This is a genomic window from Haloarcula salina (assembly GCF_049603855.1).
Lineage (GTDB): Archaea > Halobacteriota > Halobacteria > Halobacteriales > Haloarculaceae > Haloarcula > Haloarcula salina_A.
Map to the genome: position 1 here is coordinate 367,618 of NZ_CP187146.1, position 19,827 is coordinate 387,444.

Annotated in this window: 22 protein-coding genes; 13 read left to right on the forward strand and 9 right to left on the reverse strand. The window is 67.1% G+C overall.

Annotated elements, in window-relative coordinates:
• Positions 1-253 precede the first annotated feature (253 nt).
• The 5 genes from ACOZ4I_RS01880 to ACOZ4I_RS01900 all read left to right on the forward strand — a co-directional run bounded on the left by ACOZ4I_RS01880 (position 254) and on the right by ACOZ4I_RS01900 (position 4,198).
• Positions 254-952 carry a DUF120 domain-containing protein gene (locus ACOZ4I_RS01880; RefSeq protein WP_424002462.1) on the forward strand — a complete coding sequence of 233 codons (699 nt, stop codon included), beginning with the start codon at positions 254-256 and terminating at the stop codon, positions 950-952.
• Positions 939-1,613 carry a 3,4-dihydroxy-2-butanone-4-phosphate synthase gene (gene ribB, locus ACOZ4I_RS01885; protein ID WP_424002464.1) on the forward strand — a complete coding sequence of 225 codons (675 nt, stop codon included), beginning with the start codon at positions 939-941 and terminating at the stop codon, positions 1,611-1,613. The genes ACOZ4I_RS01880 and ribB overlap by 14 nt, the downstream gene beginning before the upstream one ends.
• A gap of 63 nt (positions 1,614-1,676) precedes the next feature.
• Positions 1,677-2,642 carry a lamin tail domain-containing protein gene (locus ACOZ4I_RS01890; RefSeq protein ID WP_424002466.1) on the forward strand — a complete coding sequence of 322 codons (966 nt, stop codon included), beginning with the start codon at positions 1,677-1,679 and terminating at the stop codon, positions 2,640-2,642.
• 37 nt (positions 2,643-2,679) lie between these two features.
• A complete protein-coding gene (locus tag ACOZ4I_RS01895) occupies positions 2,680-3,735 on the forward strand; it encodes a molybdopterin-dependent oxidoreductase (protein ID WP_424002468.1) in 1,056 nt (351 codons plus the stop codon).
• A 115-nt stretch (positions 3,736-3,850) separates the two neighbouring features.
• Positions 3,851-4,198 carry a hypothetical protein gene (locus ACOZ4I_RS01900; RefSeq protein WP_424002470.1) on the forward strand — a complete coding sequence of 116 codons (348 nt, stop codon included), beginning with the start codon at positions 3,851-3,853 and terminating at the stop codon, positions 4,196-4,198.
• Between the two features lie 38 nt (positions 4,199-4,236).
• Here ACOZ4I_RS01900 and ACOZ4I_RS01905 read toward each other — a convergent pair whose 3' ends face one another.
• From ACOZ4I_RS01905 to ACOZ4I_RS01940, 8 genes are all read right to left on the reverse strand, one after another.
• Positions 4,237-5,157, reverse strand: a complete 921-nt coding sequence (locus ACOZ4I_RS01905) for a hypothetical protein (RefSeq protein ID WP_424002472.1) — start codon at positions 5,155-5,157, stop codon at positions 4,237-4,239.
• A gap of 169 nt (positions 5,158-5,326) precedes the next feature.
• Positions 5,327-5,953 carry an HAD family hydrolase gene (locus tag ACOZ4I_RS01910; RefSeq protein ID WP_424002474.1) on the reverse strand — a complete coding sequence of 209 codons (627 nt, stop codon included), beginning with the start codon at positions 5,951-5,953 and terminating at the stop codon, positions 5,327-5,329.
• Positions 5,950-6,372 (reverse strand): RNA-binding domain-containing protein, encoded by a 423-nt coding sequence (locus ACOZ4I_RS01915; RefSeq protein ID WP_424002476.1) that lies wholly within the window; start codon positions 6,370-6,372, stop codon positions 5,950-5,952. Before ACOZ4I_RS01915 ends, ACOZ4I_RS01910 begins: the two co-directional genes overlap by 4 nt.
• Positions 6,369-6,932: an AAA family ATPase gene (locus ACOZ4I_RS01920; RefSeq protein ID WP_424002478.1), complete on the reverse strand. Its 564-nt coding sequence runs from the start codon at positions 6,930-6,932 to the stop codon at positions 6,369-6,371. Before ACOZ4I_RS01920 ends, ACOZ4I_RS01915 begins: the two co-directional genes overlap by 4 nt.
• A 42-nt stretch (positions 6,933-6,974) precedes the next feature.
• Positions 6,975-7,817 carry a polyprenyl synthetase family protein gene (locus ACOZ4I_RS01925; protein ID WP_424002480.1) on the reverse strand — a complete coding sequence of 281 codons (843 nt, stop codon included), beginning with the start codon at positions 7,815-7,817 and terminating at the stop codon, positions 6,975-6,977.
• Positions 7,818-7,910: 93 nt separating this feature from the next.
• A complete protein-coding gene (locus ACOZ4I_RS01930) occupies positions 7,911-8,864 on the reverse strand; it encodes an electron transfer flavoprotein subunit alpha/FixB family protein (RefSeq protein ID WP_424002482.1) in 954 nt (317 codons plus the stop codon).
• Complete coding sequence (locus ACOZ4I_RS01935) at positions 8,864-9,655, reverse strand: electron transfer flavoprotein subunit beta/FixA family protein (protein WP_424002484.1); 792 nt, start codon at positions 9,653-9,655, stop codon at positions 8,864-8,866. The genes ACOZ4I_RS01930 and ACOZ4I_RS01935 overlap by 1 nt, the downstream gene beginning before the upstream one ends.
• 89 nt (positions 9,656-9,744) lie before the next feature.
• Positions 9,745-10,839, reverse strand: coding sequence for a helix-turn-helix transcriptional regulator (locus tag ACOZ4I_RS01940; RefSeq protein WP_424002486.1), 1,095 nt, complete (start codon positions 10,837-10,839; stop codon positions 9,745-9,747).
• A gap of 154 nt (positions 10,840-10,993) precedes the next feature.
• On the opposite strand from ACOZ4I_RS01940, the gene ACOZ4I_RS01945 reads away from it, so the two are divergent.
• Positions 10,994-12,235: a DUF7096 domain-containing protein gene (locus ACOZ4I_RS01945; protein WP_424002488.1), complete on the forward strand. Its 1,242-nt coding sequence runs from the start codon at positions 10,994-10,996 to the stop codon at positions 12,233-12,235.
• A 21-nt stretch (positions 12,236-12,256) separates the two neighbouring features.
• Here the strand turns inward: ACOZ4I_RS01945 and ACOZ4I_RS01950 are convergent, their stop codons facing one another.
• On the reverse strand, positions 12,257-12,877 hold the full coding sequence (locus ACOZ4I_RS01950; RefSeq protein ID WP_424002490.1) for a methyltransferase domain-containing protein: 621 nt from the start codon (positions 12,875-12,877) through the stop codon (positions 12,257-12,259).
• 133 nt (positions 12,878-13,010) lie between these two features.
• Here ACOZ4I_RS01950 and ahaH point away from each other — a divergent pair, with 133 nt between their 5' ends.
• The 7 genes from ahaH to ACOZ4I_RS01985 all read left to right on the forward strand — a co-directional run bounded on the left by ahaH (position 13,011) and on the right by ACOZ4I_RS01985 (position 19,826).
• A complete protein-coding gene (gene ahaH, locus ACOZ4I_RS01955) occupies positions 13,011-13,343 on the forward strand; it encodes an ATP synthase archaeal subunit H (protein ID WP_424002492.1) in 333 nt (110 codons plus the stop codon).
• Positions 13,330-15,579, forward strand: coding sequence for a V-type ATP synthase subunit I (locus ACOZ4I_RS01960; protein WP_424002494.1), 2,250 nt, complete (start codon positions 13,330-13,332; stop codon positions 15,577-15,579). The genes ahaH and ACOZ4I_RS01960 overlap by 14 nt, the downstream gene beginning before the upstream one ends.
• A gap of 219 nt (positions 15,580-15,798) precedes the next feature.
• Positions 15,799-16,065 carry a F0F1 ATP synthase subunit C gene (locus ACOZ4I_RS01965; protein ID WP_162412364.1) on the forward strand — a complete coding sequence of 89 codons (267 nt, stop codon included), beginning with the start codon at positions 15,799-15,801 and terminating at the stop codon, positions 16,063-16,065.
• A 20-nt stretch (positions 16,066-16,085) separates the two neighbouring features.
• On the forward strand, positions 16,086-16,670 hold the full coding sequence (locus ACOZ4I_RS01970) for a V-type ATP synthase subunit E (protein ID WP_424002496.1): 585 nt from the start codon (positions 16,086-16,088) through the stop codon (positions 16,668-16,670).
• Positions 16,667-17,743, forward strand: a complete 1,077-nt coding sequence (locus tag ACOZ4I_RS01975; RefSeq protein WP_424002498.1) for a V-type ATP synthase subunit C — start codon at positions 16,667-16,669, stop codon at positions 17,741-17,743. The genes ACOZ4I_RS01970 and ACOZ4I_RS01975 overlap by 4 nt, the downstream gene beginning before the upstream one ends.
• A complete protein-coding gene (locus ACOZ4I_RS01980; RefSeq protein WP_162412361.1) occupies positions 17,740-18,063 on the forward strand; it encodes a V-type ATP synthase subunit F in 324 nt (107 codons plus the stop codon). The genes ACOZ4I_RS01975 and ACOZ4I_RS01980 overlap by 4 nt, the downstream gene beginning before the upstream one ends.
• Positions 18,064-18,065: 2 nt before the next feature.
• Positions 18,066-19,826 carry an ATP synthase subunit A gene (locus tag ACOZ4I_RS01985; RefSeq protein ID WP_424002500.1) on the forward strand — a complete coding sequence of 587 codons (1,761 nt, stop codon included), beginning with the start codon at positions 18,066-18,068 and terminating at the stop codon, positions 19,824-19,826.
• Position 19,827: the final 1 nt, after the last annotated feature.

The window sequence follows — 19,827 nt, forward strand, 5'->3', positions numbered from 1 at the left end:
CGCCCACGTTTTTGCGCAAGGGTGTGCAGAGCACACCCGCAGTGGAAAAAGGTGGTCTCGGGAGCGGGACCCGGTGGCAGAGTACTGAGCCGTCTTCCGCTCCGAATCGGTTCGCCACTGGATTCAAAGGTGGCCGGCCCGAACGTCGAAGTAGCATCGTTCTCGCAACGCTTCGTGGGTTGTCCCCCGTTCCATTTATGGGATGCATCCCACATTCGGTATGCTTATCAGACGCGACTCCCTAACTCGGCACATGGCCGAATCGACGGGACAGGGCGTCGGTCGAGACGAGCTGGCGACGCTGAAGCTGCTCGCGCTCGACGGCGCGCTCGACGAGCCGACGAAGGTGTCCTGTGCCGACCTCGCGGGTCGGCTGGACGCCTCGAACCAGACCGCCTCGCGACGTCTCCAGCGGCTGGAGGACGCAGAGCTGATCTCTCGGGACATCGTCAGCGATGGCCAGGAAGTCACGCTCACCGGCAACGGCGAGCGCCGCCTCCAGTCCGAGTACGCGGACTACCGGCGCATCTTCGAGGCCGACGCCGGCGTCGACCTGACCGGCATCGTCACCTCCGGTATGGGCGAGGGTCGCCACTACATCACGCTGCCGGGCTACATGGAGCAGTTCATCGAGCGTCTGGACTACGAGCCGTTCGCGGGCACCCTCAATCTCGAACTCACCGAGGAGAGCGTCCGCAAGCGCGCGCGAATGGGCACGCTCGAACCGGTCACCATCGAGGGCTGGGAGGACGACGAACGGACCTACGGGCCCGCGTACTGCTACCCTGCCTCGATTCAGGCCGGCGATGGGGAGTACGAGCCGGCCCACGTCATCGCGCCCGAGCGGACACACCACGGCGAGGAGCAACTGGAGGTCATCGCGCCGGAGAAGCTTCGCGAGGTGCTGGACCTCGAGGACGGCGACGAGGTGATCGTTCATGTCTCGGAGTGAGGACGCCGCCGTCGACGCCGACAGCGTGGCCGACGCCGTCGCCGCCTTCGCCCGCGGCGAGCCGGTGCTCGTCCACGACGCCGCCGACCGCGAGGGCGAGACGGATCTCGTCTACCCGGCTGGCGCGGTGGCCCCCGAGGACGTGGCGCAGATGCGAAACGACGCCGGCGGGCTGGTCTGCGTCGCCCTTTCGGACCGTGTGGCCGACGCGCTCGGCTTGCCGTTCATGCAGGAGGTGCTCGACCACCCGACCGCGGCCGACCACGATCTCGCGTACGACGAGCGATCGTCGTTCTCGCTGACGGTGAACCACCGCGACACCTTCACCGGCATCACGGACGAGGACCGCTCGCTGACCATCCGCGAACTGGCCGCCGCCGCAACGGACCCAGACTCCGAGGCGTTCAGCGAGGCGTTCCGGTCGCCGGGGCACGTTCACCTCCTCCGCGCGGCCCCCGACGGCCTGACCGACCGCGAGGGCCACACCGAACTCGCGCTCGAACTCGCCGACGCGGCCGACCTGCCCGAGGCCGCCGTCGTCTGCGAGATGCTCGACGACGAGACCGGGGCGGCGCTCCCCCCGGCGGCCGCGCGGGCCTACGCCGACCGCGAGGGCCTGGTGTACGTCGAGGGGGCCAGCCTGCTGGACCGCTTCGCCTGAGTTCGGTTTTTCCTCGCCGGCGACACCGGCACGTTTGTCACCGTCGACGCCCTCGTTCCGACGATGCGACGGGTCACGCTGTCTCTCGCGCTCGCCGCCCTGCTCGTTCTCGCCGGCTGTAGCGCGCTCTCCGGCGCGCCGGCACAGCCGACCGACGCCGGACTCGGCGGGCAGTCGGCGGTCGACGCCCCCGACGCGGATCTGACGGTGTCGGTCACGGCGGTGGTCGACGGCGACACGATCCGCGTCGCGTACGCCAACGGCACGACGGACACCGTCCGTCTCGTCGGGATCGACACCCCGGAGGTCCACGTCGAGAACGATCCGGCGGAGTTCGAGGGCGTCCCCGAGACGACGGCCGGGTCGGCCTGTCTCCGGGACGCCGGCGTCGACGCGTCGACGCTCGCCAAACAGCGACTTCTCGGCGAATCCGTGGGGCTGGCGTTCGATCCCGCGCTCGACCGGCGGGGCTACTACGACCGCCTGCTGGCCTACGTCGTCGTCGACGAGACGCTGTACAACTACCGCCTCGTCGCCACCGGCCACGCGCGGGTGTACGACAGCGACTTCACCCGGGCCGAGGCCTTCTACGCCGCCGAGGAGACGGCCCGGACGGAGCGCCGCGGGCTCTGGCGCTGTACGAACCCCGAGGCGGTGACGGGGACGCCGCTCGCCGACGGCGGGACGGTCACCGCCGCGCCGAACGGCCTCGCGATCACCGACATCCACGCCGACGCCCCGGGCAACGACAACGAGAACCTGAACGGCGAGTACGTCACGCTCTCGAACACCGGCGACGCGCCGGTCGACCTGTCGGGCTGGACGGTCGCCGACGAGGCGGGCCACCGCTACGCCTTCGAGAATCTCACGCTCGACCCCGGAGCGTCGGTCACGCTGTACACCGGGCAGGGGACCGACACCGCGACCGAGCGCTACTGGGGGCGCTCCGGCGCGGTCTGGAACAACGGCGGCGACACAGTTACCGTTCGGAACGCAGGCGGCGACCTCGTGCTGGAGCGCTCGTACTGAGCCGGAGGTATAACCGAGTCGAGTGCCAACGATACCCATGAAGATCGGGCGGCTGACCCCGAATCCACGCGCGGTCGACTGGGGCCTGTTCGCCGCGGTGACGACGCTGCTCTCGACCGGCGTTGCGACGATGTTCGCCGGGACACCCAGCGCCGCGTGGATCATCGACGTCCACGCCCTCTCGGGGGTCGTGCTGGTCCTGCTCCTGCCGGTGAAGCTCCGTCGGGTGGCCCACCGCGTCGCCCCGTCGCGGCTCAGCGGCGGCCGCGCGCTGTCGCTCCTGCTCGCGGCCGTCGTCCTCGGCGCGCTCGGGACCGGGATCTGGTGGGTGTTCGGCGGCTCGCTCGACCTCGGGCCGTGGGGGCTGTTTCACCTCCACGTCGGCCTGGGACTGCTCGTTCCGCCGTTGCTCCTGTGGCACCTCCGGGAACATTTTCACTCCCCGGCGACCGTGACGCGCGGCGGGCGACGGGACGTGCTCCGGTACACCGGGCTGCTGACGGCCGGCGCACTCCTCTGGCGCGTCCAGGGGCCGGTCAACGACGCCATCGAGACGGCCGGCGCGGACCGGCGCTACACCGGGTCGCGCGAGGAGGGAACCGGCGACGGGAACCGATTTCCGGTCACGAGCTGGGTCGCCGACGACCCGGACCCCATCGACGCGACAGACTGGTCGCTGTCGGTCGGCGGCCGCGTCGCCCGCGAGCGGACCTACGACGCCGGCCAACTCACGCCGGACGCGACCGACCGAGCCATCCTCGACTGTACGAGCGGCTGGTACTCGGGCCACGAGTGGACCGGCGTCCGCGTGGGCGACCTGCTCGACGCCGCCGGCCCGGCCGACGACGCCGCGTGGGTGCAGTTCCGCTCGGTCACCGGCTACCGCTGGAGCCTCCCGCTGCCGGAAGCCCGCGACGCCCTGCTGGCTACCCACGTCGACGGTGAGCGCCTGGCCCACGGCCACGGCTACCCGCTTCGCCTCGTCGCGCCCGGACGCCGTGGCTTCCAGTGGGTGAAGTGGGTGGAGTCGGTCAGGGTCAGCGAGCGCCGCGAGGTCGGCGAGTGGCTCGCGATCTTCGTCAGTGGACTCTGAGCCGCGTGGCGGGCGCACGTTTTACGGCGCTGTGCGGGTCGAAAGGGAGGCTTACCGACGATTGATGTCAGTGAAGCGACTGCTAACGAAGTAGTGACCCCCGGTAGAGCGGGGCATGAACTGGCGTGGTTCCCCCGAGCGCGCGGCGCTGCCCTCCAACGTCGACGCGCACCTCTGGCTGGTCGCGGTCGCCTTCTTCGGCGTGGGCGATCTGGTCACGACGACCATCGGCTACAGCGTCGCCGGCGTCGTCGAACTCAGTCCGGTCGTCGCGCTCCTGCTCGAACAGCGCGCGCTCCTGTCGCTCACACTCCTGAAAACCGCGGTCATCGCGGCGTTCTTCGCCATCTGGAAGTACGCCTCGTGGCCGTACTCGGTCGGGATCCCGCTCGGACTGGCGCTCCTCGGCGTCGCGGTGACGGTGTGGAACACCGGCGTCATCCTCGTCGCCGTCACCGGGTGACGACGCCCAATCCACGCTTCTGGAAGAGTCCAAGCGCCTCAGCCGTCGAGGTCGATCTTCAGCGTCGCTGATTTGGTATCGTTGTTGAGTTCGACCGTTTGGTGGTCGCGGTACTCCTGCTTCTCGAGCGTGTCAGGGTCGTACTCCGTCTCACCCTCGGGGAGTAGGTAGCCGGCCAGCGTGATCGTACAGGACTTGTTGTCGGTCTCTAGTTCCACGTCGACACTTGCCGTGTTGTCGGAGTCATTGAAGCCGAGATTCTCCCACTTGATCTCACAGTCCTCTCTCGTTCGCGTTCCCGATGAATCGAGGTTCTGCTGGTTACTCCCGTCTTCGCAGATGGTGAAGTTTTCGAACCGTCGTGCGTCACCGTACCCCGCCTCATCGGGATCGTCGTCACCACCGAATTCTTTGATAACAGGACCTTCGACGAGGTCGATCTGGTAGCACTCCAGTTCGTCCCCGCCGGTCCCGCAGAACGAGACGTTGCTGATGGCCGCCTGCTGGCCGCCTGGGTTCGTCGGCGCGCACAGTTCCGTCCCCGCCGGGTCGTCGTCGTACGTCGCGGTGTCCGGCCCGCCCTTGATGCACACCTGCTCGACCTCGTCGTGGGTCGAGAACTCGAAGCACATGACCTCGCCGCCCTCCTTCTCGGTGACGCTCTCGATGGTCACGCTGAAACTGTCGCCGTCGGACTCGAAGGTGTACGTCTCGCCGTCTTCCGGCGCGCCCTCGATCTTGCCGCAGAACGTCCCCTCCGGACATCCGTCACAGGTGCATGGGCCGACGCCGTTGTTGCCGTTGGCCCCGTTTCCGTTCGTGCCGCCGTTCGCGTGATCCGGTCTCGCGGCACCGACGCCGGTCCCGAGCAACGCGCTCGCGGCCCCGCCGCCGATGACGCCGAGGAGTCGACGGCGGTCGATAGACTGTGCTGGGCCTGTTTTGTCAGTGTCTCCCATGGGGACCATTCTAAATCAGGCCATGATAGTTATTTGAGGATTATCTCGCTCTCACGACGGCGCTGTCGCGGTACTATCGCCTTACCCGGGATCGGGCCAATCGACGGCATGCAGACGGTTCGCGACGGTTATTTCGCCCAGTTCTGTCGATCGACGCCGTCCGACCCGGTCAGAGCAGCGCGTCGATAGTCGCCCAGAGGTCCGGGCCGTCATCGCCGTCCTCGTAGTGGATGGGGACGAACCCGGCGGCGCGTGCACCCTCCACGTCCGCCTCGTACTCGTCGCCGACCATGACGTACTCGTCGGCCGGCACTCGCTCCTGGACGGCGTCGAACGGGGCCGCGTCGGGCTTGTGCGCGCCAACTTCGTAGGAGGCGACGACGGCGTCGAACAGGTCCGTCAGACCGTGGTGGTCGAGTTTGCCGACCTGCCAGTCCCGGACGCCGTTGGTGACGACCGCGAGCCGGTTGTCCGCGTCGTCGGCCAGTTCCGCGAGGCTCTCGCGGGCGGCGTCGGGAACCGTCGTCGCGGCGTAGTCGTTCTGCCGGAGCGTCTCGACCATCGCGTCCGGGTCGGCGTCCGCGCCGGCCGCCTCGACGACCGCGGCCATCGACCGACGGTAGGGATCGGGCGCCAGCGCGTCGAACGCGGCCCGGAAGGCGTCTTCGCCCACCGACTCCAGATCGCTGGTGAACGCGATTCCGTGCGCCTCCAGCGTCTCGCGGACGACGGACTCGTAGGGTTCGGGATAGTGGACGACCGTCCCGTCGAGGTCGAAGCAGAGCGCGGTGGTCATTTGTCCGACGGACTGACCGGTGTGCCGTCCTCGGTCGGCGGGGCGACGTAGTCGATGTACGCCTCGGCATCCGGTTCGCGGACCGTCACGGTCACGTGGATGTCGCCCAGTTCCGAGGGGTCGCCGACGGCGAAGTTCACGCGGCCCTCGAAGGCGGCCTGTTTCTTCACGTCGAAGGCGAACGTATCGCCTTCCAGCGAGTCGAAGAAGACCGAGCGGGCGGTGTCGAGAATCTCGGCCCGGTGAAGCAGTTCGGAGAACTCCTCCATCGCGTGGACCTCCGCGACGAGTCCACCCTGTCGGTGGTCGAGGTCGGCCTCGGGGAAGAGGTTCCGAACCGCGTCCGCGACCCTGTCGGTCACCTCGGTGTCGTTGACCGGGGCCTCGATGCGCACGTCGACGCTGTAGACCGCGCTCATCCGTCGACCGCCTCCGGGCCGTCGCGGAGCAGCGTCCGTACCGTCCGCTGGAAGGCCGCCAGCGTCTCCGTGTTCTCGATGGTCACGTCGGCCATCTCCATCGCCTCGCCCATGCCGAAGCCGAGTTCGCGCTCGTCGCGGTCCTCGAGCGACTCCCCGCCGTCGGCCGCCGACGCGTCGCGGCCCCGCAGGTCGAGGCGCTCGGCGCGCAGTTCGAAGGGGGCGTCGACTTCGACGAGGAGGAAGTCGTCGCCAAAGGCCGACGCGAACGCCTCGGCCTCCACGTCCGAGCGGAGGCCGTCGACGAGAACCGTGTCGTGGTCGTCGAGCGCGTCCTCGATGATGGGGAGCGACCGCTCGGCGATGGCGGCCGGTCCGTTCTCCTCGCGGAGCGCCTTCGCGACGGTTCCGTGGTCCGCCGCGGGGTCGAGGCCCCTGTCGCGACACTCCTCGCGGATCACGTCCCCCATCGTCACCACCGGGACGCCCATCTCGGCGGCGACGTTGGCCGCCTCGCTCTTGCCGCTGCCCGGTAGCCCGACGATGCCGATAACTGTCATTGGCGGCCGTAATCGAGCGGCGGGCAAAAGCCTCCCGTTCGGTTAGCGCTCGCGGACGACGACGAACTCCGCGAGGTCGCGCAGGTACTCCATCGACTGGGAGTCGGGCGCGTCGACGGTCGACAGCGCCTCCAGCGCGGCGTCGGACTCGGCGTGGGCGCGCTCGTTCGCCTCCTCCGGCGTCAGGTCCGTCACCTCGACCAGCGACGGGCGCTCCATCTCCGCGTCGTGGCCGGTGGGCTTGCCCAGCGTCTCGGCGTCGGCCGTCGCGTCGAGCACGTCGTCGCGCATCTGGAACGCGACGCCGACCCGCTCGGCGTACCGCCCGACGGCCTCGACCGTGTACGGGTCCGAGTCCGCGGCGATTGCGCCCAGTTCCGCGGCCGCCCGGAACAGCGCGCCGGTCTTTCGCCGAGCCAGTTCCATGTACTCCTCCTCGTTCGAGGGCTGGTCGATCAGCTCCATCGCCTCGCCCTCCCCGAGCTCGACCATCGACTCGGAGACGGTCTGCATCGCCCGCTCGTCCGTCGAGAACAGGTCGAACGCCTCGCCGAGCAGGCCGTCCGAGGCGATGATCGCCGGCCCGTGGCCGAACGCCGCCCACGCGGCCGGGGTCCCCCGGCGAAGCTCCGACTCGTCGATGATGTCGTCGATGACCAGCGAGGCGTTGTGGACGAGTTCGATGCCCACTGCGTAGTCGACCGCGTCCGCCGGCTCCTCCCCGAGCGCTTCACAGACGAGGACCGTCACCGTCGGGCGGACCCGCTTGCCGCCGGAGAGCGCCACGTGGCGGATTTCCTCGGCGAGTTCGTCCGGCTCGACGCCGTCGAGGACAGCCTGTAGCCGTTCCTCGACCCGGTCGCGCCGGCGCTCCAGATACTCCATTATCGCCCCCTTAGGACTAGCGTAAAAAGTACCTTGCCACCCGCGACGGCGGTCGTCTGTCCGTTGTCCCCGACGGACGGGCCCGACCGAGACTCAGCCGCCGAACTCCTCGATGAGCGCCGGGACCACGTCGAACAGGTCGTCCTGGATGCCGTAGTCGGCGATGTCGAAGATCGGCGCGTTCGGATCAGTGTTGATCGCGACGATGGTGTCCGAGCCCTTCATGCCGGCGACGTGCTGGACGGCCCCGGAGATGCCGATGGCGATGTACACGTCCGGCGTGACGACCTGTCCGCTCTGGCCGACCTGCCGGTCTTTCGCCAGCCAGCCGTTGTCGATGAGCGGTCGGGACCCGGAGACCGTCGCGCCGAGCGCGTCGGCGAGGTCGAAGATCATGTCGAGGTTCTCCTCCTCCTCGATGCCGCGGCCCACCGACACCAGCACGTCGGCGTCGGTGATGTCCACGTCGCCGCCGCCGACCTCCTCGAAGCCGGTCACGGTCGACCGGACCGCGCTCTCGTCGACCGTCGCGTCGACGGCCTCGACGGTCGCGTCACCGACGCCCTCCGCCGCCGGCCACTCCGACGGACGGAGCGTCACGGCCGCCTGCTCGGCGTGTACGTCGATGGTCGTCTCGACCTTCGAGCCGTACAGCTCTCGCGTCACGGTGAGCCCGTCGCCGGCGTCGAGGGCGACCGCGTCGGTCACCAGCGGCCGGTCGAGGCGGCTGGCCACGGCCGGTGCGTAGTCCAGTCCGTTGACCGTGTTCGGCACGAGCAGGACCGCTGGATCCAGGTCCTCGGCGAGCTGGGAGACCACCTGCGTGTACACGTCGTGGTTGAACTCCTCGCCGGCGTCGACCGTGTGCACGGCGTCGACGCCCTCCCGGTTCAGCCGCTCGCCGAAGGCCTCCACGTCGCCGCCGATGACCGCCGTGTGCAGGTCGCCGTCCAGGCTGTCTGCCAGTTCGCGGCCGGCGGTCAGCAGTTCGAGGCTCACGTCGCGGAGTTCGCCGCGCCGGTGCTCGGCGACTGCGAGGACCGACATCAGCTCCCCACCCCCTTCTCGCGGAGGAGCGAGGCAAGCTCTCCGGCCGTCTCCTCGGCGCTCCCCTCGAACACCGTCGCCTCGCTCTCGCTCTCCGGTTCGTACAGCGAGGTCTGTTCGAGCGGGCTATCGAGTGACGCCGCGTCGAGGCCGACGTCCGACAGCGACTTCGCCGCCAGCTCCTTGCTCTGTGCCTGTCGGATGCCCCGGAGGCTCGCGTATCGCGGGTCGTTGATGCCGGTCTGGATCGTCAGCACGGCGGGCAGTTCCACGTCGGTCAGCTCCTCGACGCTCCCCTCCAGTTCCCGGCGGACGTGGGCGACGCCTGCGTCTCGGTCGAGGTCGAGGGCGTTGACGACGGCGGCCCACTCGAAGTCGATCTTCTCGGCGAGCGTGACGCCAGTCGCGCCGAACCCGTCGTCGGCCGACTGGACGCCGGTCAACACGAGATCAGGGTCCTCGTCGGCGGCCACGGCGGCGACGATCTCGGCCTTCGTCTCGGGATCGAGCAGCCCCGCCTCCGCGAGTGCGTCGTCCCAGACTCGGATCGCGCGGTCGGCCCCCTTCGCCAGCGCTTGCCGGATCGTCTCCTCGGTCCCCTCCGGCCCGATCGTGACGGTGACGACCTCCACGTCGTCACCGGCCTCCTTGATCTGGACGGCCTCCTCGACGGCGTACTCGTCCCATTCGTTGAGATCGGCCGTGACGTAGCGCTCGTCGATCCCGAGCCCGTCGATTTCGAACTCGTCGTCGACGACCGCCACCTCCTTCACCGTGACAAGGACTTTCATACTGGCCCGTGCGCCCGGACCGCGAATAAACGTTTCCGAACCAGAAACCACCGCGGGGTCGTTTATTGGGCCTGAGCGCCGCGGCGTCCCTACTCGTCGAAGTCGGTGATGTCCTCGTCGGGGAACGAGATGAGGTTCTCCCGGCCGATGCGGAGCTTGTCGATGCGATCGTCTTCGTCCATCGAGGAGAGCAACTGCGAGACCTTCGCGTTCGACCACCCGGTCTCTGTGACGATCCGGGCCTGTTTCATGCGGCCGCCGTTCTCCTCGAGCAACCGCTCGACCCGCTCCTCGTCGCTGAGCAGTTCGACGTCGACGTCGTCTTCCGTCTCGGCCTCGGGTGGGGACTCGGTCACACTCCCCTCGTGCTCGTCGTCGGTCTCGCGTCCCGCCGCCGGCAGCGACCCGGTGTGGCCTTGTCTGACCATGTAGCCCACGGCACCGATAAGGAGCACCGCCAGGACGGCCCCGCCGATCCAGAGTGACCCACCGTCACCGAGGAAGGGTCCCGGCGTGCCCGTTTCGGTCGGCTCCAGCGACTGCTCGCCCGTGTACACGATCGAGAGGTAGCCGGGCTCGAACGTCCGCGGGCCCTCGAACGTGAGCTTGCCGTCGTCGACGGCGCTCGGGGCGCTCTCGACTCCGTAGCCGGTCGGCGGCGAGATCACCAGCCGCTGGTCCTCGGTCAGACTGTTGAACCACGTCCCGCCGGTCGTGTTGAACGCGTCACCGACGACGATGTCCTCGCCGGAGCGCGTCGCGAAGTTCGTCCACGTGAACGCGAGGACGAGTTGCCCCTTCCGGTCCGAGACCGTGTAGTTACGAGAGACCGCGGTGATCTCCATTTCGCGGCCCGTCGCCGTGCTCGCCGCGTCGTTCGCGGTGCGGAACGCGTCCAGCCATCCCACCTCGGCGTCGCCGTTGGCGAAGTCTTCACCGAAGTCGCTGAAATCCCGACTCTCGTTCTCGGTCTCGAGCGCGTACGTGTCCGTGATCGTCCATCTCGCGTCGCCGTTCTCGCGGATCGCTAGCGAGAACGTCGTGTTCTCCGCGACCGGCTCCGGCGTCGCCGTCGTCTGCTGGAGGGGGGCGGCGGCCGACGGTGTCGCCGCGGTCGCGAGTGGGAGGGTCGCCAGCACGGCGACCAGGACGAGGAGGAGGGCACCTGATACCCGCGGGGTCATTCTCGTTCACTGCTCATCAGCCTGGGGGCAAAACCCTTTCCATCCGCGAATAAAACGTCAGAGCGCTCTTTGAAAGGTCTCGTGCCGTCTCAGGCGACTATCTTCGAGTGGAGAATGGTGGGGTTTTTGTACGGTCAGTGAGTAATCGCCGCTGATGCGCCCCCTCCTCGCACCCCTCGTCGCCCTCCTCCTGGTGGTGCCACTCGCCGTTCCGGCGACTGGAACCGTCGCGGCTCCGACCGCACCCGCACAGGCGGCCGGTGGCGAGTCCCTCCCGCAGATCACGGTCGTCGACAACACGACGAACCACCTCTCGATACCCGACAGCGAAGTCCGCGTGACGACCTACAACCGAACCTCGATCGACGTCGGGGTGGCCGTCGCGACGGGCTCCCGTGAGCTCCGCTCTCGCTACGCCGTCTCGAAGTTCGAACAGGAGTTCTTCCGTCGGGATTCCGACGGTGCGCGCGACCAGCTCGTCGCCGACACGTTGGCTGACATCGAGACGCGCGTCGAACGTCTGGAACGGCAGCAAGAGCTCTCGACGCAGCGATACGCGAGCGGCGCGCTCACAACCCAGGAGTTCCTTCGCCAGCGCGCGCTCGTCGACACCGAGTCCAGACAACTGACGCGGCGGCTCGAACGGATCCGAACCGCGGCGGGGACGGCCCCCGATTACTCGCTGTCGCAGGCCCAGCGGTTCCGCCTGGAGAACAATCGCGGCGTCCTCAAGACCTTCCGCGGCCCCATCAGCCGGCAGGTGGCCACTGAAGCCACCGGCGAGGCCGACGCGACCACGATGTACATCGAGGCGTCCTCGACCGGATACATGCTAACGGCGGTCACCGACGGGCAGTACACCCGCGAGACGTATCTCGGGAACGAGCGCCAGCCGGCGTCGCCGGACCAGTTCGCCGACACGCCGGACCCGCTCGGTGCGGTCAACTCGCGGGCCGAAGGCCTGTACCCATGGCTGTACAGCGAGCAGTACCCGGCCGTCCAGACCTACGGCCGAACCGCGATCTATCAGCTCCAGGCCGATCACCCGAACGGCCAGTTGACGGCCTTCCTCGACGGCGGAACGGGGAACGTCTTCTACGAGTACCAGTCGATCGAGCTGTCGACCGTCGAGCGCTCGACCGTTGCCAGCATAACGGACCAGTCGACGCGGCTCCAGGTCAGCCAGTCGTACGAGTCGGGACCGCTCCTGATCGCCGTCTCCGACAACGCGACTGGTGCGCCGGTCGAGGGAACCGTCGCCATCGACGGGCAGCCAGTCGGGACGACCGGCAGGGACGGCGCGCTCTGGACGATCGATCCACAGGGTGACTACACGGTCACCGTCACGACACAGGATGGCGAGCGGGTATCCGTTCGCGTCGGGAACACCGACTAAGGACTGTGTGCCGGCCGTGCCTCACTCCGGCACGGTCGCGATGGTCGTGATCGCGCGTGGGCTGCCGGGACGGGACTGCTGGATGTGGTGCTCGAAGTCCTCGAAACCGGCCTCCGTGAACATCCGGTCGGCCTCAGCTTCGTCGTAGAACAGCATGATGGCGTCGGCCATCTTCTGGAAGAGCGTCGAGTTGGGGTAGTCCGGCCCGACGATGAGGACCCGTCCGCCGGGCTTCGTCAGCCGACGGCACTCGGCGAGTGCGGTCACGGGGTTGGGCCAGTACTCGATAGACCCTGACGACCAGACCACGTCGAAGCTGTCGTCTTTGAACGGGAGTCGCTCGGCGTCGCCGAGGTGAAAGCGGACGTCTCCGTGCTTGCCGAACTTCCGGTAGGCCTTCGAGAGCTGGTGGGGACTCTGGTCGAGCCCGTACACCGTCTCGACGTGTTCGAGGAGACCCTCGGTGGCGAAGCCGGTCCCACAGCCCACGTCGAGGACGCGGTCGTCGGGGGAGAGGTCGAGCATCGCGATCGCCTCGTCGCGCATCCGCTCGTCCCAGATGAAGGGGTTGATCTGGTCGTACACCTTCGAGAGGTACTTGTAGAACGTCCGCGCGCGTGCTTTGTTCTCGAGGACTCCCATTGTCTCGGGGTTAGCGCTTGGCGGTCATAATTCCCCGGATTTCGGCCGGCGTGCCGCCACGGACGGGGACTCTCGACGGGCGAACTTCGCAACTACCAAATAGGCGCTCTGGCAACCCTCACGTGATTAGCAAATGCCACGGCCAGAAGTTCTCGACAGGATACAGGAGGCCGAGCAGGAGGCCGACGAAATCGTCGCAGAGGCCGAAGAAGACCGCGAGGAGCGGATCGACGAGGCTCGCGAGGAAGCCGAGGAAATCCGCGAGACGGCACGCGAAGAAGCCGAGGCGGCGGCCGAGGACCGCCTCGAAACGGCCCGCGAGAAAATAGAGGCCGAGCGCGAGCAGATACTCGAGGACGGCGAGAGCGCCCGCGCCGACCTCGAAGCGCAGGCCGCAGACGAGACCGAGGAGGTCGTCGAATACGTCATAGACCTGTTCGAGGAGGCGGTACATGCTCAGACCTGAGAAGATGTGCCGCGTTTCGGTGACGGGATCGAAGCGGGCGATGGAGGCCACTATCGAGGCGGTTCACGACCTCGAGATGCTCCACGTCACCGAGTACGACGGCTCGTGGGACGGGTTCGAGCCGGGCGACTCTCTCGAGGGGACCAACGAGGCGGCAGACAAGCTCGTCACGGTCCGCTCGCTGCAATCGATCCTCGGCGTCGACGAGGAAGACGCCGGGCCGACGCGTGTCGTCACCGACGAGGCCATTCAGGAACAGCTCGAAGAGGTCCGCACCGAGGTCAACGAACTCGACGACCGCCGCGACGAGATCCGCGACGACCTCCGCGCGGTCGAGGACCAGATCAACACGATGGAGCCGTTCGTCGCGCTCGGCATCGACCTCGACCTCCTGCGAGGCTACGACTCGCTGGCCGTCGCTGTCGGTGAGGGCGACCGCGACGAGATCGACACCACGCTCGTCGAGAGCGACATTCGGACGTTCGACCTGTTCACCGAGGACGGCATCGTCGCCGTCTTCGCGCAGGCCGACGAGGACGAGCTTCAGGACGCGCTCGTCGGCGCGACGTTCTCCCGGCTCGACATCCCCGAGGGAGACGGGAGTCCGACGGCGTACCTCGAGGAACTGGAACACAAGAAACAGCAGCTCGAATCGAAGCTCTCGACCGTCGAGGAAGAACTGGAGGCGCTCCGACTCGACTACGCCGGCTTCCTGCTCGCCGCCGAGGAGAAGCTGGCAATCGAGTCCCAGAAGGGTGAAGCGCCGCTGACGTTCGCGACGACCGAGAACGCCTTCATCGCCGAGGGCTGGATTCCGGACGAGCACTACACCGAGTTCAAGCGGACGGTCGACTCGGCGGTCTCCGAGGCCGTCGACATCGATAAGCTCGAAGTCGCCGAGTACGAGGAGGGCCACGCCCACTCGCGCGAGGAAGTCGAACACGGCGGCGGCGGTGGCGCCGACGAACACGAGGGCGCGACCATCTCCGAGGCTGACGACCAGTCTCAGGAGGCCGTCGCCGACGGCGGTCTCGTGACGATGAGCGACGACCAGCCGCCGGTCATCATGGACAACCCCGGCGTGGTCCAGCCGTTCGAGGACCTCGTCGAGGTCGTCAACCGGCCGAAGTACAGCGAGTTCGACCCGACCGCGGTGTTCTTCCTGACGTTCCCGGCGTTCTACGGGTTCATGATCGGGGACGTTGGGTACGGTATCCTCTACTTCCTCGCCGGGTACGGACTGTACGCAAACGTCGACAGCGACGTGCTCAAGAGCCTGGGCGGCGTCGCGATGTGGGCCGGCGGCTTCACGGTGCTCTTTGGCTTCCTCTACGGCGAGATCTTCGGCTTGCACACGATATCGAACGTCGTCTGGCCCGCGCTGGGCTTCGCAGAAGCACCGGTGCATAAGGGGCTCCAGCCAGCCTTCGGTGACTACGCCATCGCGTGGCTGACCATCAGCCTGCTCGCCGGCATGGTTCACCTCGCCGTCGGGTGGATCTTCGACTTCGTGAAGAACATGCGCCACGGCCTCTGGGACGCGATCACCGAGAGCGGGTCCTGGCTGCTGATGCTCTTTGGTCTGTGGGCGTGGGTGTTCTCCGGTGCCATGGGTTCCGCACCGAACTTCCTCTATACGGCCGAGGAAGGCATCTTCGCCGGTCATCCGTTCGCACTCGGATTCACCGGCGTGCCCGCTGTCAATCTGTTCAGCATCATGGGCTTCCCCATCTCGGCGTGGCTGATCGTGTTCTTCGTCGGTCTCGTGCTGCTGGCGATGGCTGACCTCATCGAGGTCGTCGAGTTCCTCAACGTCCTCGTGAACGTGCTGTCGTACACGCGACTGGCAGCAGTGCTCCTCGCGAAAGCCGGGATGGCGTTCGTGGTCAACCTGCTGTTCTTCGGCGTGTACGTCGTCGAGACCGACCACGGTGCCGAGTGGCACTTCGGAATCAACCACTCGCCGGCGTACATGCTCGAACAGGGGACCTACCACGGTCACGAGGTCTCGCAGGTCATGTTCGGTGGCCTGATGCACTCCGGCGTCGCCGGCGTCGTCGGCGGTCTCCTCGTGCTCGTGCTCGGTCACGTCCTCGTCCTCACACTCGGTGTCACCAGCGCGGGTCTACAGGGTGTGCGTCTCGAGTACGTCGAGTTCTTCGGGAAGTTCTTCGAGGGCGGCGGGAAGCCCTACTCCCCGTTCGGCTACGAGCGGACGTACACGACCGACGACTGAACACTGACCGTTCGACACTTTTTCCGCGTTTCTCCCCAGTAGCTTGGCTACAGTCCGTCCCCGAGAGCGACGGCTGGTATCAGCTCACAACCCCCGGCCAGAGAGTGGCTAAACCGCCGGGACAGCATCTTGGCGAAGCGTTTTGGGAAGCTTTATGAAGTACGTGGCGGCACATACGCCTGTTCGGACACGAGCAACCCCAGAGAGGACTTCAACAACATGATTGAAAACATCGCACTCGTTGTCAACGCTGTACTGCAGGAAGGTACCGCTGCTGCGCCGGCTATCCCAAACAAGGCTGCTGCGGCCCTCGCCGTCGGTCTGGCCGCGCTCGGTTCCGGGTACGCAGAGCGTGGGATCGGTGCCGCCGCAGTCGGCGCTATCGCGGAGGACGACAGCATGTTCGGTCGTGGCCTCATCCTGACGGTCCTGCCGGAGACACTCGTCATCCTCGCGCTGGTCGTCGTCTTCGTCGTTCCTAATTAACGCACCCCCCTTTTCCAACAATGAGCCTTGATACAGTCGTAGAGGACATCCGAGACGAAGCCCGCGCGCGTGCAGAGGAGATTCGCGACGAGGCCGACGAGCGCGCCGAGCAGATCATCGCGGAGGCCGAGGCCGACGCGGAGGAGATCCGCGAGGAGCGCGAGGCCGAGGTCGAGCGCACGATCGAGCAGGAGCGAGAGCAGCGGCTCTCCTCTGCGAAGCTCGAGGCCAAGCAGGCCCGACTGAACGCTCGACGCGACATCCTCGAAGACGTTCGCGAGAGCGTCGAGGACGCGCTCGCCGATCTCGAGGGAGACCGGCGAGAAGAGCTGACGCGCGCGCTGCTCGACGCCGCGACCGACGAGTTCGAGGACGGATCGGACCTGTCGGTGTACGGTCGCGCGTCGGACCAGGCGCTTCTCGAAGATGTGCTCAGTGACTACGACAACGTAACCTACGCTGGTGAACGGGACTGCCTCGGCGGCGTCGTCGTCGAGAGCAGCGAATCCCGCGTTCGTGTGAACAACACGTTCGACTCCATCCTGGAGAGCGTCTGGGAGGACAACCTGAAAGCAATCAGTGAGCGCCTGTTCGAAGACCAATGAGTCCGCGAACGACGGGACAGCGCGGCCAGGGAAGCAACTACGAATACGTCATCGCACGGGTCCGCTCTCGTCGTGCCTCGCTGTTCGACGACGACGACTACCGGAAGCTGGTCCGCATGGGGACGGGCGAGATCGCCCGCTTCATGGAGGAGACGGAGTACGAGACGGAGATGAACGCGCTCGGCTCCCGCTACGGCGGCGTCGACCTCGTCGAGTACGCGCTGAACCGGAACCTCGCGAAGCACTTCGACGACCTGCTGGAGTGGTCAGAGGGCGCGCTGTACGACTACATCGCCCGCTACCTCCGCAAGTTCGACGTGTGGAACGCGAAGACGGTGATCCGCGGACTGTACTCGGATATCGACCGCACCGAGGTCGAAGACGACCTCATTCGAGCCGGCGAGTTCTCCGACAGCCGCATCGAGTCGCTGCTGAACGCCGGGTCCATCGAGGAGGTCGTCGAACTGCTCGACGACACCGTCTTCGGTGAGTCGCTGGCCGAGGCCTTCGAGGTCTACGAGGAGAGCGACGTGCTCGTCCCCCTCGAGAACGCGCTCGACCGCGCCTTCTACGAGACGCTGCTGTCGGGGCTGCCGGCGAACCCGGAGATCGACAGCCCGACCGGCCTGTACGTCGAGTTCCTCGAGACCGAGGTCGACTTCCGCAATCTCAGGAACGCGCTCCGACTGGCCCACAGTGGGGCCGACGTCGACCCCTCGGAGTACTTCATCGAGGGCGGACAGCTCTTCGACGCCCAGGAGGTCGCCCAGCTGTCGACGAACCTCGACCAGCTGGTCAGCGCCGTCCGCGAGAGCAAGTACGGCGACGACTTAGACCAGGCACTCTCGGCGCTCGAAGACGCAGAGAACCTCCTCGACTTCGAGCGCGCGCTCGAAGCCGCGCTGCTCGAGTACGCGGACCGGCTCTCGAACCGCTATCCGCTGTCGGTCTGTCCGGTGCTGTCATACGTCCTCGCCAAGGAGCGCGAGGTCGACAACATCCGCGCCATCGCCCGCGGACGCGAGGCCGGCCTCGGACCCGACGAAATCGAACAGGAACTGGTGATACTATGAGCCAGGAGATCGCTGTCGTCGGCAGCCCGGAGTTCACGACGGGCTTCCGACTCGCTGGCGTCCGCAAGTTCGCGGACATTCCGGCCGAACAGAAAGACGAGCAGCTCGACGACGCCGTCGAGGAGATGCTCACGGACGACGACGTCGGCATCCTCGTGATGCACGACGACGACCTCTCGCATCTCTCGCGCGGCGTCAGGAAGGACGCCGAGACGAGCGTCGAGCCGGTGATGGTCACGCTCGGCGGTGGCACTGGTAGCGGCGGACTGCGTGAACAGATCAAGCGAGCCATCGGTATCGACCTGATGGACGAAGACTAATCATGAGTCAAGCAACAGAATCAGACGTCCGCGAGGACGGCATTATCGAAAGCGTCTCGGGACCGGTCGTAACCGCTCGGGACCTCGACGCCCGGATGAACGACGTCGTGTACGTCGGCTCGGAAGGGCTGATGGGCGAGGTCATCGAGATCGAAGGAAACATCACCACGATCCAGGTGTACGAGGAGACCTCGGGTGTCTCCCCGGGCGAACCCGTCGAAGGGACGGGCTCGCCGCTCTCCGTGGACCTCGGGCCGGGCATGCTCGACGCCATCTACGACGGCGTCCAGCGCCCGCTCGACGTCCTCGAAGAGAAGATGGGATCGGCGTTCCTCGACCGCGGCGTCGACGCGCCGGGCATCGACCTGGAGAAGACCTGGGAGTTCAACCCCGAAGTCGAAGAAGGTGACGCCGTCGAACCCGGCGACATCGTCGGAAGCGTCCCTGAGACTCCGAGTATCGACCACAAAGTGATGGTCCCGCCCGACTACGAGGGCGGCGAGGTCGTCGCCATCGAGTCCGGCAACTTCACCGTCGAGGAGACGGTCGCCGAACTCGACAACGGCGAAGAGATCCAGATGCGCCAGGAGTGGCCGGTCCGCAGTCAGCGCCCGGCCGCGGAGAAGGAGACGCCGACCGAGCCGCTCATCTCCGGCCAGCGCGTCCTCGACGGCCTGTTCCCCATCGCGAAGGGCGGAACGGCCGCGATTCCGGGTCCGTTCGGCTCCGGAAAGACGGTCACGCAGCACCAGCTCGCCAAGTGGGCCGACGCGGACATCGTCGTCTACGTCGGCTGTGGCGAGCGCGGCAACGAGATGACCGAAGTGATCGAGGACTTCCCGGAACTGGAAGACCCGACCACCGGCAACGCGCTGATGGACCGGACCTGCCTCATCGCGAACACGTCGAACATGCCCGTCGCGGCCCGCGAGTCCTGTGTCTACACGGGAATCACCATCGCGGAGTACTTCCGCGACATGGGGTACGACGTGGCGCTGATGGCCGACTCCACCTCCCGGTGGGCCGAGGCCATGCGCGAAATCTCCTCGCGACTCGAGGAGATGCCCGGCGAGGAGGGGTACCCCGCGTACCTCTCGGCTCGCCTGAGCGAGTTCTACGAGCGCGCCGGCTACTTCAACAACATCAACGACACCGAGGGCTCCGTGTCGGTCATCGGGGCCGTCTCGCCGCCGGGCGGGGACTTCTCGGAGCCGGTCACCCAGAACACGCTGCGTATCGTCAAGACGTTCTGGGCGCTGGACGCCGACCTCGCGGAACGCCGGCACTTCCCCTCGATCAACTGGAACGAGTCGTACTCGCTGTACCGCGACCAGCTCGACCCGTGGTTCGTCGATAACGTCCGCGACGACTGGCCGGAGACGCGCCAGTGGGCCATCGACACGCTCGACGAGGAGGCCGAACTGCAGGAGATCGTTCAGCTCGTCGGGAAGGACGCGCTGCCGGAGGATCAGCAGCTCACGCTCGAGATCGCGCGCTACCTGCGCGAGGCGTGGCTCCAGCAGAACGCCTTCCACGACGTGGACACCTTCTGTGAGCCCGAGAAGACCTACCGCATCATGGACGCCATCCAGACGTACAACGATGCGGCCTTCGAGGCGCTCGACGCGGGCGTCCCGGTCGAGGAGATCACCGACATCGACGCCGCGCCGCGGCTCAACCGTATCGGTGTCCAGGAAGACTACAACGAGTACATCGACGAACTCGAAGACGACATCGAGTCCCAGCTCCGGGAGCTGTACTAAC

What these genes read in the sequence shown, in the direction of transcription:
- ACOZ4I_RS01945 (WP_424002488.1), top strand. Translation starts at nt 10,994, where the DNA reads ATGCGCCCCCTCCTCGCACCCCTCGTCGCCCTCCTCCTGGTGGTGCCA.
- ACOZ4I_RS01975 (WP_424002498.1), top strand. Translation starts at nt 16,667, where the DNA reads ATGAGTCCGCGAACGACGGGACAGCGCGGCCAGGGAAGCAACTACGAA.
- ACOZ4I_RS01965 (WP_162412364.1), top strand. Translation starts at nt 15,799, where the DNA reads ATGATTGAAAACATCGCACTCGTTGTCAACGCTGTACTGCAGGAAGGT.
- ACOZ4I_RS01935 (WP_424002484.1), bottom strand. Translation starts at nt 9,655, where the DNA reads ATGAAAGTCCTTGTCACGGTGAAGGAGGTGGCGGTCGTCGACGACGAG.
- ACOZ4I_RS01910 (WP_424002474.1), bottom strand. Translation starts at nt 5,953, where the DNA reads ATGACCACCGCGCTCTGCTTCGACCTCGACGGGACGGTCGTCCACTAT.
- ACOZ4I_RS01890 (WP_424002466.1), top strand. Translation starts at nt 1,677, where the DNA reads ATGCGACGGGTCACGCTGTCTCTCGCGCTCGCCGCCCTGCTCGTTCTC.
- ACOZ4I_RS01915 (WP_424002476.1), bottom strand. Translation starts at nt 6,372, where the DNA reads ATGAGCGCGGTCTACAGCGTCGACGTGCGCATCGAGGCCCCGGTCAAC.
- ACOZ4I_RS01905 (WP_424002472.1), bottom strand. Translation starts at nt 5,157, where the DNA reads ATGGGAGACACTGACAAAACAGGCCCAGCACAGTCTATCGACCGCCGT.
- ACOZ4I_RS01985 (WP_424002500.1), top strand. Translation starts at nt 18,066, where the DNA reads ATGAGTCAAGCAACAGAATCAGACGTCCGCGAGGACGGCATTATCGAA.
- ACOZ4I_RS01980 (WP_162412361.1), top strand. Translation starts at nt 17,740, where the DNA reads ATGAGCCAGGAGATCGCTGTCGTCGGCAGCCCGGAGTTCACGACGGGC.
- ACOZ4I_RS01900 (WP_424002470.1), top strand. Translation starts at nt 3,851, where the DNA reads ATGAACTGGCGTGGTTCCCCCGAGCGCGCGGCGCTGCCCTCCAACGTC.
- ACOZ4I_RS01925 (WP_424002480.1), bottom strand. Translation starts at nt 7,817, where the DNA reads ATGGAGTATCTGGAGCGCCGGCGCGACCGGGTCGAGGAACGGCTACAG.
- ribB (WP_424002464.1), top strand. Translation starts at nt 939, where the DNA reads ATGTCTCGGAGTGAGGACGCCGCCGTCGACGCCGACAGCGTGGCCGAC.
- ahaH (WP_424002492.1), top strand. Translation starts at nt 13,011, where the DNA reads ATGCCACGGCCAGAAGTTCTCGACAGGATACAGGAGGCCGAGCAGGAG.
- ACOZ4I_RS01940 (WP_424002486.1), bottom strand. Translation starts at nt 10,839, where the DNA reads ATGACCCCGCGGGTATCAGGTGCCCTCCTCCTCGTCCTGGTCGCCGTG.
- ACOZ4I_RS01880 (WP_424002462.1), top strand. Translation starts at nt 254, where the DNA reads ATGGCCGAATCGACGGGACAGGGCGTCGGTCGAGACGAGCTGGCGACG.
- ACOZ4I_RS01930 (WP_424002482.1), bottom strand. Translation starts at nt 8,864, where the DNA reads ATGTCGGTCCTCGCAGTCGCCGAGCACCGGCGCGGCGAACTCCGCGAC.
- ACOZ4I_RS01960 (WP_424002494.1), top strand. Translation starts at nt 13,330, where the DNA reads ATGCTCAGACCTGAGAAGATGTGCCGCGTTTCGGTGACGGGATCGAAG.
- ACOZ4I_RS01895 (WP_424002468.1), top strand. Translation starts at nt 2,680, where the DNA reads ATGAAGATCGGGCGGCTGACCCCGAATCCACGCGCGGTCGACTGGGGC.
- ACOZ4I_RS01970 (WP_424002496.1), top strand. Translation starts at nt 16,086, where the DNA reads ATGAGCCTTGATACAGTCGTAGAGGACATCCGAGACGAAGCCCGCGCG.
- ACOZ4I_RS01950 (WP_424002490.1), bottom strand. Translation starts at nt 12,877, where the DNA reads ATGGGAGTCCTCGAGAACAAAGCACGCGCGCGGACGTTCTACAAGTAC.
- ACOZ4I_RS01920 (WP_424002478.1), bottom strand. Translation starts at nt 6,932, where the DNA reads ATGACAGTTATCGGCATCGTCGGGCTACCGGGCAGCGGCAAGAGCGAG.